The sequence below is a fragment of the Nonomuraea sp. CA-141351 genome (assembly GCF_050944675.1).
GTDB lineage: Bacteria > Actinomycetota > Actinomycetes > Streptosporangiales > Streptosporangiaceae > Nonomuraea.
The window spans coordinates 6,308,440-6,320,825 of the sequence record NZ_CP191982.1; the positions used below are offsets into that span (position 1 = coordinate 6,308,440).

At 71.2% G+C, this 12,386-nt stretch carries 13 protein-coding genes; 5 read left to right on the plus strand and 8 right to left on the minus strand.

The features are described from left to right. The first annotated feature begins 72 nt into the window (after positions 1 to 72). Genes ACQPWU_RS29870 through ACQPWU_RS29885 form a run of 4 tightly spaced genes read left to right on the plus strand, consistent with a single transcriptional unit; the run spans position 73 to position 4,512 of the window. Entirely contained in the window at positions 73 to 669 is a 597-nt protein-coding gene (locus ACQPWU_RS29870; RefSeq protein ID WP_433445057.1) for a hypothetical protein, read from the plus strand. Beyond that, a complete protein-coding gene (locus ACQPWU_RS29875; protein ID WP_433445058.1) occupies positions 654 to 1,319 on the plus strand; it encodes an ABC transporter ATP-binding protein in 666 nt (221 codons plus the stop codon). Before ACQPWU_RS29870 ends, ACQPWU_RS29875 begins: the two co-directional genes overlap by 16 nt. Then, positions 1,316 to 1,993 (plus strand): ABC transporter ATP-binding protein, encoded by a 678-nt coding sequence (locus ACQPWU_RS29880; protein ID WP_433445059.1) that lies wholly within the window; start codon positions 1,316 to 1,318, stop codon positions 1,991 to 1,993. The genes ACQPWU_RS29875 and ACQPWU_RS29880 overlap by 4 nt, the downstream gene beginning before the upstream one ends. Next, positions 1,987 to 4,512, plus strand: coding sequence for an FtsX-like permease family protein (locus ACQPWU_RS29885; protein WP_433445060.1), 2,526 nt, complete (start codon positions 1,987 to 1,989; stop codon positions 4,510 to 4,512). The genes ACQPWU_RS29880 and ACQPWU_RS29885 overlap by 7 nt, the downstream gene beginning before the upstream one ends. 4 nt (positions 4,513 to 4,516) lie before the next feature. Here ACQPWU_RS29885 and ACQPWU_RS29890 read toward each other — a convergent pair whose 3' ends face one another. After that, the gene (locus ACQPWU_RS29890; RefSeq protein WP_433445061.1) at positions 4,517 to 6,334 is read right to left on the minus strand and encodes a glycosyltransferase; all 1,818 of its coding nucleotides are present in this window, start codon (positions 6,332 to 6,334) and stop codon (positions 4,517 to 4,519) included. A gap of 201 nt (positions 6,335 to 6,535) precedes the next feature. Here ACQPWU_RS29890 and ACQPWU_RS29895 point away from each other — a divergent pair, with 201 nt between their 5' ends. Further along, positions 6,536 to 6,919: a hypothetical protein gene (locus ACQPWU_RS29895; RefSeq protein WP_433445062.1), complete on the plus strand. Its 384-nt coding sequence runs from the start codon at positions 6,536 to 6,538 to the stop codon at positions 6,917 to 6,919. Positions 6,920 to 7,160: 241 nt separating this feature from the next. Here the strand turns inward: ACQPWU_RS29895 and ACQPWU_RS29900 are convergent, their stop codons facing one another. From ACQPWU_RS29900 to ACQPWU_RS29930, 7 genes are all read right to left on the minus strand, one after another. Beyond that, positions 7,161 to 7,445 carry a hypothetical protein gene (locus tag ACQPWU_RS29900; protein ID WP_433445063.1) on the minus strand — a complete coding sequence of 95 codons (285 nt, stop codon included), beginning with the start codon at positions 7,443 to 7,445 and terminating at the stop codon, positions 7,161 to 7,163. Between the two features lie 207 nt (positions 7,446 to 7,652). Then, positions 7,653 to 9,725, minus strand: a complete 2,073-nt coding sequence (locus tag ACQPWU_RS29905; protein ID WP_433445064.1) for an alpha/beta hydrolase family protein — start codon at positions 9,723 to 9,725, stop codon at positions 7,653 to 7,655. Between the two features lie 41 nt (positions 9,726 to 9,766). Then, positions 9,767 to 10,570, minus strand: a complete 804-nt coding sequence (locus ACQPWU_RS29910; RefSeq protein ID WP_433445065.1) for a hypothetical protein — start codon at positions 10,568 to 10,570, stop codon at positions 9,767 to 9,769. After that, a complete protein-coding gene (locus ACQPWU_RS29915) occupies positions 10,567 to 10,890 on the minus strand; it encodes a PadR family transcriptional regulator (protein ID WP_433445066.1) in 324 nt (107 codons plus the stop codon). The genes ACQPWU_RS29910 and ACQPWU_RS29915 overlap by 4 nt, the downstream gene beginning before the upstream one ends. A 34-nt stretch (positions 10,891 to 10,924) precedes the next feature. Further along, positions 10,925 to 11,086, minus strand: coding sequence for a hypothetical protein (locus ACQPWU_RS29920; RefSeq protein ID WP_433445067.1), 162 nt, complete (start codon positions 11,084 to 11,086; stop codon positions 10,925 to 10,927). A 16-nt stretch (positions 11,087 to 11,102) separates the two neighbouring features. After that, positions 11,103 to 11,339, minus strand: coding sequence for a hypothetical protein (locus ACQPWU_RS29925; protein WP_433445068.1), 237 nt, complete (start codon positions 11,337 to 11,339; stop codon positions 11,103 to 11,105). A gap of 266 nt (positions 11,340 to 11,605) precedes the next feature. Further along, complete coding sequence (locus ACQPWU_RS29930; protein ID WP_433445069.1) at positions 11,606 to 12,286, minus strand: recombinase family protein; 681 nt, start codon at positions 12,284 to 12,286, stop codon at positions 11,606 to 11,608. Between the last annotated feature and the right edge of the window lie 100 nt (positions 12,287 to 12,386).

Sequence of the window (12,386 nt, forward strand, 5' to 3'; positions counted from 1 at the left end):
AGAAGTAAGGTAAACGCCCCGCTAACCCGTTGCTCAGCGGACGCTTTCCGGCGCGCTCATAGCGTGACGTCCATGAAGGTACGGCAGAGCGTCATCGCCCTGGCCATGGCGGGGCTGGCGGCAGGTTGCGCGGCAGCGACGCCCGCCCAGACCCAGCCTCAGACGCAGACACAGGCACCAGCGAGCAACGACACCCCGGCTCCGCAGCCCACGGAGTCGAATCCGGCGGGCGACATCCCGGACGACACGGTGTTCGTGACCTACCGGCACCCGGGGCAACCGTACGAGGTGAAGGTGCCCGAGGGGTGGGCGCGCACGGACCTGCCCACCGGGGCCGGCTTCACCGACAAGCTGAACAGCATCCGCATCGAGACCGTGACCGCCGCCTCCCCGCCGACTGAGGCGTCGGTCCGGCGCCAGGTGCACAGCGGCGACATCCGCAAGGTCGACACGGTGACCAGGAAGGGCGGCAAGGCGGTGCGGATCGTCTACCGCGCGGACAGCGGCCCCGACCCGGTCACCGGCAAGGTCGTCAAGGATGAGGTCGAGCGCTACACCTTCTACCGCGCCGGGCGCGAGGCGATCCTGACGCTGTTCGGGCCCGTCGGCGCCGACAACGTGGACCCGTGGCGTACGGTCTCCGACTCCTTCCAATGGGCGGCGTCGTGATCCTGCAGGCCGAGGAGCTCTACCGGTTCTACCGGTCGGGCGATGAGGAGACCAAGGCGCTGCGCGGGGTCGGCCTCAACGTCGCCGCGGGCGAGGTCGTGCTGGTCAGCGGTCCGTCGGGCTCGGGCAAGTCCACGTTGCTGGCCTGCCTGGGCGGGCTGGACGACCCGGACGGCGGCACCGTCAGGGTGGACGGCCACCGCATCAGCCACCGGCCCGAGGCCGAGCGGGCCGCGTTGCGCGCCCGGCTGGTGGGCGTGCTGTTCCAGAGCGGCAACCTGATCGAGCACCTGACGGTCGCGGCCAACGTCGACCTGGCCCAGCGGCTGGCGGGGCGGCGCGATCGGCCCCTGCGCGATGAGCTGCTGGCGGACCTGGGGCTCTCGGCCAGAGCGGGGGCCTGGCCGAGCCAGCTGTCCGGCGGCGAGTCGGCCCGCGCGGGGCTGGCTGTGGCGCTGGCCAACCGACCAGCGCTGCTGCTGGCCGACGAGCCCACCGGCGAGCTCGACCAGCACACGGAGGGGCCCGTGCTGCGGCTGATCCGCGAGCAGGCCGGCGACAGCACCGCCGTGGTGATCGCCTCACACAGCCCGGCCGTACGGCGAATGTCCGACCGCGTCGTGGAGTTGAAGGACGGGCGGGCGACATGACCGCGGAGCTGAAGGACCGGACGGCCGACACGACCGCGCTGGTCACCTGCCAGGGGCTGGCCCGATCGTACGGCAAGGGCTCGAACGCCCTGGTCGCCGTGCACAGCATCACCTGTGAGCTGCGGCCGGGGCAGCAGATCGCGGTCACCGGCCCGTCTGGGTCGGGCAAGACCACACTGCTGCACCTGCTGGCCGGTCTCGACCGGCCCACGGCTGGGCGGATCGCCTGGCCCGCCCTCGACGACCGCCCGCGCGGCCGTGTCGGCGTGGTCTTCCAGGGGCCGAGCCTGCTGCCTCCGCTCAACGTCGCGGAGAACGTCGCGCTGCCGCTGATCATCGCGGGTGTCGAAGACGCCGTGGCCAAGGAGCGGGCGCTGATCGCGCTGGCCACGATCGGTCTGGCCGACCTGGCCGGGTCACTGCCGGAAGAGCTGTCGGGCGGGCAGGCGCAGCGCGTGGCGGTCGCCCGCGTGCTGGCCGCCGAGCCCCGCCTGATCATCGCGGACGAGCCCACGGCACAGCTCGACTCGGACCTGGCCATCCGGGTGGTGGACCTGCTCACCGGGGTGGCCACCCGGCTGGAAGCGGCTCTCGTGGTCGCCACCCACGACCCGCTGGTCGCGGCGCGACTGCCCGCGACCTGGACCATGAGCGACGGAGCTCTCACATGCTGATCCTCATCTGGCTGCGCGGCCTGCTGACACGCCGGGCGGGCAGGCTGGCCGCGGCCGCGGCGGGCATCGCGCTCGCCGTGGCGCTCCCCGCCGCGCTGGGCGCGTTCCTCGCCACCGCCAAGGCCACCATGACGACCCGTTCGGTCCAGCGGGTGCCGGTCGACTGGCAGGTGGAGCAGCAGCCCGGCCAGACCGTGTCCGTCCCGATGCCCGGCACGTCCAGGCACGTGAGCTTTGCCAGGATCGACGGCTTCGAGTCCCGCCAGGCCGGGCAGACGCTGACCACGGGCGCGGGCCAGGTCCTGGGCCTGCCCACCGACTACGCCGCCACCTTCCCTGGCGAGCTGCGCCTGCTCGCAGGGAACGCGAACGGGCCGCTGCTGGCCCAGCAGACCGCCGCCAACCTGCACGCCCGACCCGGCGCGAGCGTCACCGTGCGCCGCCCGGGACTTCCGGACGCGACGGTGGCGGTCACGGGGGTGGTGGAGCTGCCCGCCGCCGACTCGCTGTTCCAGCGCATCGGCGCACCGCCGGGCGCGCAGCCGCAGGCTCCCCCTGACAACGTGCTGCTGTTGCCGGAGGCCGACTGGCACCGGATGTTCGACGGCATCTCGCGCGACCGGGTGCGTACCCAGTTCCACGTCCGCATCGGCCACCGGCTGCCGCCCGACCCGGCGGCGGCCTTCACTGCGGTCAGCGGGCAGGCGCGCAATCTGGAGGAGCGGATGGCCGGCAGCGGGCTGATCGGCGACAACCTCGGCGCGGCCCTGGACGCCGCCCGCTCGGACGCCCTGTATTCGCAGGTGCTGTTCCTGTTCCTGGGCGCGCCGGCTGTCGTGCTCGCGGCCCTGCTCGCCGGTCTCGTGACGCGGGCCGGCGCGCCGCGGCGTACGGCCGAGCAGGCGCTGCTGCGTACCAGGGGCGCGTCCAGGGGCACACTGGTGCGGCTCGCGCTGGCCGAAACCGCGCTGGTGAGCGTGACCGGAGTGCTGGCCGGCCTGGGGCTGGCCGCCGTGGCCGGACGGGCGCTGTTCGGGTCGGCGAACGTGTCCTGGTGGGCGGCCGTCCTGGGACTGCTGGTCGCGGCCGTCACCGTGCTGCTGCCCGCGCTGCACGCCACCACCGTGGCGGCGGCCCGCCGTCCGGTCGGCGGGCCGCGTCGCTCGCCCGCCTGGCTGCGGTACGGGCTGGACCTGTGGCTGCTGGCCGGATCTGCGGTGATCTTCTGGATCACCAGCAGGAACGGCTACCAGCTCGTGCTGGTCCCCGAGGGCCTACCCCAGCTGTCGGTCGACTACTGGGCCTTCGCCGGGCCGGCGCTGTTGTGGACGGGAGCGGGCCTGCTCATCTGGCGCCTGACCCGGACGTTGCCGGTCACCTGGGCGGTGCGTCCGCTGGCCGGAGGGCTGACGGGGACCGTGTCGGCGATGTTGACGCGCCAGCGCGCGCCGCTGGCCCGCACGGCCACTTTGGCGGCGCTGGCCGTCGCGTTCGCCGTCTCGACCTCCGTCTTCGACACCACTTACCGCCAGCAGGCCCAGGTGGACGCAGAGCTGACCAACGGCGCCGACGTCACGGTCTCCCAGACCACCGCCACGCAGGGGCAGCTCGCGGCCGTGCCCGGCGTGTCGCGGGTGGAGCCGCTGCAGCACCGCTTCGCCTACGTCGGCTCCGACCTGCAGGACCTGTACGGCATCCGCCCCGCCACCACTCGCCTGCACGACACCTACGTATCCGGCGGGACCGCCCGCGAGATCCTCGACCGGCTCACCCGCCAGCAGGACGCGCTGCTGGTCAGCCAGGAGACCGTCAACGACTTCCAGCTTCACCTCGGTGACCAGGTGCGGCTGCGTACCGAGGACGGCAGGACCGTCCCCTTCCACTACGCCGGCGTCATCACCGAGTTCCCGACCGCGCCCCGTGACAGCTTCCTCGTGGCCAACGCCTCCTACCTGGCCCGCACCATGCCCGCCGACACCACCTACCTGATCACCACCGACGGGACCCGGCCGAGCCGGGTCGCCGCCGAGCTGCGCGGCAGACTCGGGCCGACAGCGAAGGTCACCGACGTGGAGACCACCCGCCAGGTCGTCGGCAGCAGCCTCACCGCCGTGGACCTGGCCGGCCTGACCGCCATCGAACTCGGCTACGCGCTGGCGCTGGCGGCCCTGGCCACGGGCCTGCTGCTGGTGCTCGGCTTCGCCGAGCGGCGTCGCACATACGCGCTGGCCACGGTGCTGGGGGCCACTCCGCGGCAGCTCGGCTCGTTCGTGTGGACGGAGGTGAGCCTGGTCGGAGTGGCGGCGGCCATGCTGGGCGCGCTGTGCGGGTGGGCGCTGTCGCGGATGCTGGTCGCCGTGCTCAGCGGGGTGTTCGACCCGCCGCCCGACGCGCTGGCCGTGCCGTGGGCATACCTGGCGGTGCTGGCGGTCCTCGGCGTGGCGGCGCTGCTGGCCGCCGGGGCGGCGACGGTGCGGGCCGCCCACCGCCCGCCGTTGACGGTGCTGCGCGACCTGTGACCGGTCAGCGGCCCGCCTCCAGTTCGGCCAGCAGCGCGGTCCATCGCCGGCCGACGACCTCCGGGTCGTACCGCTTGGAGGTGGCCAGCGCGGCGGTCCCCATCATGTGGCGCTCGGTCTCGTCGTCGATGAGGCGGCCGATCGCCGCGGCCAGGGCGGCGACGTCCCGTCTGGGGACAAGGAGCCCGTCATGGCCGTGAGTGATGATCTCGCCGGGCCCGTGCGGGCAGTCGAAGGCGACCACGGGCACACCCTTGCTCAGCGCCTCCAGGATGGTCATCGGGAATCCCTCGCGGCGGGAGCTGAGCACGAAGATCGAAGCGTGGTCGAGCTCGGCGCCGACGTCGCGGGAGGGGCCGGGAAGCTCTACCGAGCAGGCCGGCCCGAGCTCGCCCACCAGCTTGAGAAGGCGAGCGCGCTCGGGACCTGCGCCGGCGATGCGCAGCGTCCAGCCGGGGTGTACGGCGCTGACCCGTTGCCAGGCGCGCAGCAGCAGGTCGAAGCCCTTGACCTTGGCCAGGCGGCCGATCGCGATGACGGTCTTGGCGTTCAGGGACGAGGGCCCGCCGGTGAGGGGCGGCGTGGCGTTGGGGATGCGCAGCAGGTGTCGCGGCGCGCGGGGACCCAGGGCCGTGTGATAGGCGCTCAGGTCGGCCTCGGTCAGGGTGACGAGCGCGTCGAGCCTGCCGTATCTGCGGACGATCATTTCCCGGACGGAGGGCTTGTGCGAGCCGAAGCCGACGTGCTCCTGCCCAATCGTGATCACGCCGGGCGGAGCCAGCAGGGCGGTGGCCAGGTTGAGGCCGGGTCGCGTGGTGATCAGGACGCCGGTGCGCAGGCCGCGCAGGAAACGCAGCAAGGCGAGGTCGGTACGCAGGTCGAACCTGTCGTACGCGGCCTCCTCCCGCGGGATGAGCCTGCTGCGGAGCAGGCGCGCGAGCAGGCCGCCGCGGGGGCGGCGGTTCGTGAGGTCGTCCAGGAAGGTGACGCGAACGCCCGGTGGCACCTCGAAGAAGGGCTCGTCCTTGGTCTTGGTGACGCTGACGATCTCCACGTCGTGATGGGCCGCCAGCGTGCCGGCGAGGTTGAAGGCGGTCCTGATGGTGCCACCCATGCCGTGCGCGTGCAGCAAAAGGATCTTCACCTGCCGGGTGCTGGGCGGGCCGGCCCGGCGTGCCCTGCGGCGGTTGTCCGCGCGTAGCAGGAACACTCCAAGCCTTCGCGCGCCGGCGGCCAGATGGATGGCGGCCGGGGTCAGGATGATCGAGCCCAGGGTGTCGGTGGGATAGTTCGCCCCGAGGTAGACCCTGGCGAACATCTGACCGGTCACCAGCAGGCAGCTCGCCACCACGACGGGCCGGAAGAAGCGGCTCTTCCTGGCCAGCAGGGCCACGGCGATCGCGATCGACAGGGTCAGGCACACGTGGCCGCTGGGGAAGCTGTCCGGGCCGAGCTCCTGCACCAGGGCGTGGGCGGCTGAGGGCCGGGGGCGAGCGACGAGGGCCTTGACCAGGGGGCTGATCCCCCATCCTGCGGCGATCACGAGCAGCATGCGTCCGGCGGTGTGCCGCCGTCCCGAGAGCGCGACGACTGCGACGAGGACGGCGGCGAGGACCGTACCCATGACGGTGCCGAAGCCCACGTTCAGGATCTGCGCTACTGCGGTGAGCCACGGGCCGCGCAGCGACTGGACTGCCTGGCTCGGGCCGGTGTCCGCCGCGGTCCACGCGGGCGTGCGCGCGGCGAAGCCGACGGCCACCCCCAAGCCCAGGAACGCGGCGGAGACCGGCAGGGGGACTGTCGTCCTGCTGCCTGATCTCATGAACGCACGGTATGGAGGTACGTGACAGCGTCCGCTCAGCACTCGGTTAGCGCGGCGCTTACCTTTGCGCGCGCGTTGCCCAGTTCGGGCCCGGGCTTCACACCAGGTTTAACCTCCCGTTATGGCTGGCCGAACCTGCCGCTGTCCCGCGTTTCCGCAGACTGAGACGTCAGTACGACGTCAATGCATCGGAGATATTTCATGCGTAAGTCAACGATCATCCCTGGACTCGCCACCGTGGCCGTCCTCGTGGCGGGCGGCGGAGCTGCCGCGTTCGCCTCCTCCACCGACCAGAGCCCCGTTCCCTCCGCCACCCCCACCGAGCAGGCCCCCAAGACCGAGGCCGCCACGCCCGCGGAGAGCGCGGAGCCCAACGAGGGCACCAAGGAAGACGAGCAGGGCCAGAAGGCCGAGGCCGAAGACGGCAACGACGACCAAGGCAGCGAGAAGGCCGAGGCTGAGGACGGCCAGGACGACAAGGGGCAGGAGGCCGGCTCCGAGGCCCAGGAGGGCAAGCAGGGCCAGGCGGGCGACCAGAACGAGCAGGAAGGCAAGGGCGACGCCTCCGAGCCTGAGGACGGCTGAACCGAGCGCCAGGCACTCCGAGACTCACCGTGCTGGGGTGCCCGGCTCAGTCCTGAGCGTTCGGGCCGCGGCCCGGTCTTGCCCGCCGCGCACCGCACGGCCGCCGTCAGCATGACCAGCCTGGCCCGCAGCATCGCCGTCTCAGCCGCCCCCATCGCCGCCACCACACTGCTGACCGGCACCCTGGCCGCACTGGGAGCCCCGCTTCCTGATCGCGGATACTTCACCGGCCCGGTCACTGTCAGTCGATTTGACTGGGCCTTCTGCGTACCCGATCCATGATCACGCTGACGATGAAGACGATGGGTGCGATTGCGGCCGCCGCCAGGGCGGAGAGGAGCGGCAGACCGGCTCGAGGCTGGATGTTGGTTCCAGGCGGCGGCGGTGGCGGATTGAAGCGCAGCGACGTCGTCATGTGGTGCCAGTGGAAGATCTCCCGGTAGACGACGCTCCAGCTCCAGATCCAGAGAACTCCGCTGATCCACTTCATCCGTCGCCACAGCGGAGATCTTGTTCTGGCCCTCATGAGGTGGACGATAGTCGGGCCCGTTGCCCTGCGCGCTCTGTTCGGCGGGCAGGACCTGCACTCATCTCCGGCTACAACGTAGGTGTCGTGTCAACCAGCGCTTTCCCTGCATTTCCCCTACTAGCTCGCGTGACGCACTGACCACCTGCGGACACCCTTCCTGGCCGAGGCGCAAGCGCCGTAGCCCCGGAACACACGGATCAAGAATCAGTGGAGCACACGCACCTCGGAATAGGGGTGGGCGCCGGCCAGGAGCGGGGAGGCTCGGCGATGGAGCGCCTGGTCGGCGAACTGGATGACGTAGTCGTCCTGGATCCGCAGCCCGCGCGCCCCGTCAATGGACTCGAGGGGAAACACGGCGCGGATCGGCGCCGCCAGGTAGATCACGGCGTAGTCGGTGAAGTTGAAGTGGCCGGTGCCGACGATCTCGTAACGCCAGAACGAACCGGTGCTGGCGGCGACCAGCCTCCGGGTCATGTCGCGCATAGTCACGTTGTCAGCGTCGCTCGCCTGGCAGATGCCGGTGACGCAGGAATTGTCGCCGCCGAGGATCATGGCGGGCGCGCGGAGCCCATCGCCGACGACGCTGCCGTGCAGGGCTCCGTCCAGGTCGACCGCACCCGCGCAGGACAGGTCGTCGTGGCAGGCCTGGAAGGCCGTGGCGCCGCCGAAGGAGTGCCCGATGTAGAGGGGGTGGCCGGTGTCGACGTGCCCGGCCAGGCGAGGGTCGCGGTCGAGTTCGGCGGCGCGGGTGGCGACGAATCGGGCGTCGGCCGTCCAGACGTCCAGCAGTCGGACGGCGTGTGCCTCATCGAAATCGTCGGGTTTGCCGGATGGCGTGCTGGTCACGATGTGCCCATGCAGGACGCTGACGTTGGCGCTGTAGGTGGGTGTCAGGCTGGCCACCAGGTAGCCGTGGCTGGCCAGGTCTTGGGCCAGGGTGCTGAAGACCGGGGCGTTGAGTCCCATCCCCGGCATCAAGACGATGAGCGGGAAGCGGCCTGGTGCCGCGTCAGCCTCGTCGACCGCTTGGGTGCGCACCGCGGCGAAGCTGCCCTCGCCGAGCCCGGGCAGCGGGGTCGGGATGTGCTGCCGGTCCCATTGGCCAGGGGTGTAGGGTGCGCGCGGGCCGCTGGTGTCCCGCTGCGCGGGGTACCAGATCCACACCGACAGTTCGCGCGGCAGGCCTGTTCTCGGGGCAAGGGGGTCGGTGCGGCTGGTGTCGGTCCATTCCCGGAACGTCCGCCCCACTCCGTACGCACCGGTCGGCTCGGGCAGATCCTGCGGCAGCACCCGCCGTACGGTCACCGTGCCGAGGTACCCGACGACCAGGACGCCGAGAGACAGCGGCAGCGCGACCAAGATCCGCGAAATGCGGCGCCTGCGGGTTCTGAACGCCTGCACCAGCAGCGTGACCAGCCCGACGATGCCGGCCAGGACGGCGGTGAGCCGGCTGATGTCGCCCAGGGTGTTGAGCGGATAGCCGAGCAGGTAGCCGATCCCCTCCCGGAAGGCGATGGTGACGGGGACGCTCACGGCCGCGCCGTACAGCCCCGCCAGGAGGACCGGCATGCGACGGGATGGCCGGGTCGGGTGCAGCAGGCCGAGGTAGGCGTTGAGCGGGACGAGCAGCGCGACCAGCAGGCTCGCGCCGGCGACGACGCGGAATGCGGCGGCCTGCAGGGGGTGTGGCCCCAGGCCGTCGCCGATCGCCTCAGCTAGTGCCAGCCAGATCGACACGGCGGTCGCGAGCAATACCGCCGCAACGATCCGGTGCCTGCGCAGCCACTCGCTCGGCCGGCGGGCCCAGCCGACCGGCACTTTCAGGCGCTCCGCCCCGGCCAGGAGGTCCTCGACCCAGTCGGTGTCGGGCCTGGGCGCGGCGCCTTCACGGCGCAGCGCCATCGCCAGGGGCACGGCCGACAGGGTCACGACCGCCAGCCCAGCGATCAGCAGGTACTGCTGCCATCCCCGCACGTCGGCGTGCGCACCGGCGGCGACCGACACCCAGCACGTCACTACGGTCGCCGCCACCGCCGCGAGCACCACCCGGGTGCCCCGCACCAGATCTCCGGAGGCGGGCCGTGCCCAGGCACGGATGGCGATGGCCAGCGCCAGGGCGGGGACGAGGAGTTCGGTGCAGGAGATCACGACGTCATAGGGATCGTCCTGCCACGGGCTGAAGGCCCGCACCGCACGGGACTGCGTGGTCAGCAGGATGAACGCGGTGAATGCCACCGCGGACACCATGCACCACCGCAAGGCTCTGGAGAACATCACGCGCGCACGCTAGTACGCGAAACGGTATAACGTCAAACGTACTATTGACGGAATGCCCGGGTGACGCTGAACGTCGAGCACAGCGCCGCGACCCCGCCGACCGCGACAGCTGCCAGTGTCAACAAAGTACGGTCGGCCATCGTGGCCGCGATGCCGTCCACCACCGCGACCGCGCCGAGCAAGACCGCCACGACCCCGGCCAGCAGCACGGGCCGCCGCATCACCACGACCGGCGGCTGGGCACGCCGCAAGGTGACGACTGGCCCCGCGGCGACCGCGAGCACCATCGCGCCCAACCCGATCAGCCACACCAGCACGCCCGCCAGAAAGCCCGCCGACATCCGGTGTGGCGGCGCGAGCAGCAACGCGCCCGTGACCTCGACGCCCATCAGGACCCCGCCAGGCAACAGCGGCGCCAGCAGGCGACGATCGCGCGTAGGTACCAGCACCCGCAGCGCCAGCAGCGCCGCGGCAGCCGCCGCCACGACGCAGCCCGCCACCGCCAACCACCCGGCCAGCCCCACGAGCGTGCGCACCGGCTGCGGCGTCCCCGGCGTCGGCGGATCCAGCAGCAACCGATCCAGCAGCGGCACCGACGAGATCCCCACGCACCAGGCCACCCACGTCGTGGCCAGCGTCGCCTGCAAACGCCGACGGACGCGCGCCTCCTCATCGCCCGCCAGGGCCGGACGCAACCAAGCCCGTGCGGCGCCCAGTGCGAGATCCACCACCACGCCGGGGCCTCCGCCCAGATCCTCGACCAGCGCCGCGAGCTCCTCCCCATAGCGCTCGCGAAACCACGGCGGATAGCAGACCAGCACAACGCGCGCCGCCAGACCACTCATCGGACCACGCCCGCGGACAAACGGCTCAGTCCGATGGTGGCGAAGCGCGACATCTCGGCCAGACGCTCGGCCAGCAACGCCGCCCCCGCCGCAGTGATCCGGTACGGCCGGCGCCGCTCCTCCCCCGGCAGCCCCTCGACCAGGCCCTGAGCCTCGAGCCTGGACAGTGCGGCATACAGGGTCCCCGGGCCGAGCGTGATGCCAGCTTGCTCCCGGACATCCTTGATGATCGCGTACCCGTGCTTGGGTCCCTCGGCAAGGCTTCCCAGGATCAGCAGCGGCGGATTGCCCCAGCCCAACGGATCGGCTCGGCGCGCCATCACGGCCCCCTTTGATACGTCAAACGATAGGTCGTTAGACGATATTAACCTGGTACACGTCCGTCGCGACGCCAGCCCGCCACCGCCCAGCAAGGGAAGCCACCTGCGCCAGCCAGATCCGCCCCCGCAGGTCGGCCTTCTCCAGCTCGATCGATGCCCCCGGCAGCACCATCGTGCGACGGCTCAGCACGGCCATCGCCGCTCCCACATCATCACGCAGCCCGCCGTGATAGCGCCTCCGCCTGCTCGGGAGGCAACACCGGCGGCCATGGCGCCTGCTGCCGCACGAAAGCGGCCAGCAGAGCTCCCACATGACCGCGGTAGTGCGGAGCGGTCTCAGCGATCTGCTCCATGGCGTAAACACCGCCGTGCCGTCTGGCCAGGTCACTGCTCGCGAGATGCTCCAGCGCCTTGTTGAACAGGTCGATGAACTGCCCCTCTCGGCTCACCCTGACTGACGCATGGTGACCACTGCGCCCAGCGCGATACCCGCCAGGGCGAGCAACGCCGCCAAGCCCTGGAGCAGCGTTCCCCGGACGTCGTTGACGGCCTTGAGTCGATCAGCAACCGAAAGGTGTCCAGCCCACATAAGCCCAAAACCCACATTGAGTGGATCTTGAGTGGTTCCCCACTGGTGGACAGCCGCTGGCACCGAGAACGATCTTGCTAGGGGTGCCATCTAGCAGAACGGGATGCAGGGTGGGAGAACTGCTGGTCAGCGTCGCGCGAGTGCTGCGTAGGCGGTGGAGCGGCCGATCTTGAGAGTGCGCGCGGCTTCGGTGACCGAGACGCCGTCGTTGACCAGACGGCGCAGGGTGTCCAGTTCGGCGGGGCCGATGGCGCGCGGCCGCCCGGTCTTCTTCTTGCCGGGCAGCATGGCGCCGGTGGCCTCGCGACGTTTGGCGGCGGCGATGCCCTCGGCCTGCCGCTCGGCACGCAGTTCCAGCTCGTACTCGGCGGCGGCGGCCAGGACCGCGAACATGAAGCGGCCCTCTTTGGTGTCCAGGTCGAAGTTCTCGGTCAGGGACACGACCTTGACACCGCGCTCGCGCAGCTCGGTCACCACGGTCAGCACGTGTGCGGCTGAGCGGCCCCATCGGTCGGACTTCCAGAACTTCAACGTGTCGCCGGGACGCAGTGCGGCCAGGGCGGCGGCGAATTCGGGACGGTTCCCGCGCAGGCGGCTGGAGATCTTTTCCTGGAACAGGACGTCGTAGCCGTCCTCGGCGAGGGCATCGAGCTGGAGTTGAGGGGGTTTTGATCGCGGGTAGAGACCCGCGCGTAGGCGATCGTGCGGCCCGGTAGCAGCGGAGATCGAGTTGGGCGTATGCCCCCTGCTCGGCGGGGCGGCGGCCCCCGCTCGAACTCCACCCTTGGTACCCGGGCCCTGGCTCACTCTCGATGATCAGCTACTCAGGGTGAGCTCGACGGAGAGGCCCTGGTGCTGCTTTCGTTATCGTGATCTTGTAACGGGCCTCACATGGAGATGGCCGCTC

Coding starts and splice junctions, on each gene's coding strand:
- ACQPWU_RS29870 (WP_433445057.1), top strand. CDS start 73: ATGAAGGTACGGCAGAGCGTCATCGCCCTGGCCATGGCGGGGCTGGCG.
- ACQPWU_RS29875 (WP_433445058.1), top strand. CDS start 654: ATGGGCGGCGTCGTGATCCTGCAGGCCGAGGAGCTCTACCGGTTCTAC.
- ACQPWU_RS29880 (WP_433445059.1), top strand. CDS start 1,316: ATGACCGCGGAGCTGAAGGACCGGACGGCCGACACGACCGCGCTGGTC.
- ACQPWU_RS29885 (WP_433445060.1), top strand. CDS start 1,987: ATGCTGATCCTCATCTGGCTGCGCGGCCTGCTGACACGCCGGGCGGGC.
- ACQPWU_RS29890 (WP_433445061.1), bottom strand. CDS start 6,334: ATGAGATCAGGCAGCAGGACGACAGTCCCCCTGCCGGTCTCCGCCGCG.
- ACQPWU_RS29895 (WP_433445062.1), top strand. CDS start 6,536: ATGCGTAAGTCAACGATCATCCCTGGACTCGCCACCGTGGCCGTCCTC.
- ACQPWU_RS29900 (WP_433445063.1), bottom strand. CDS start 7,445: ATGAGGGCCAGAACAAGATCTCCGCTGTGGCGACGGATGAAGTGGATC.
- ACQPWU_RS29910 (WP_433445065.1), bottom strand. CDS start 10,570: ATGAGTGGTCTGGCGGCGCGCGTTGTGCTGGTCTGCTATCCGCCGTGG.
- ACQPWU_RS29915 (WP_433445066.1), bottom strand. CDS start 10,890: ATGGCGCGCCGAGCCGATCCGTTGGGCTGGGGCAATCCGCCGCTGCTG.
- ACQPWU_RS29920 (WP_433445067.1), bottom strand. CDS start 11,086: ATGGCCGTGCTGAGCCGTCGCACGATGGTGCTGCCGGGGGCATCGATC.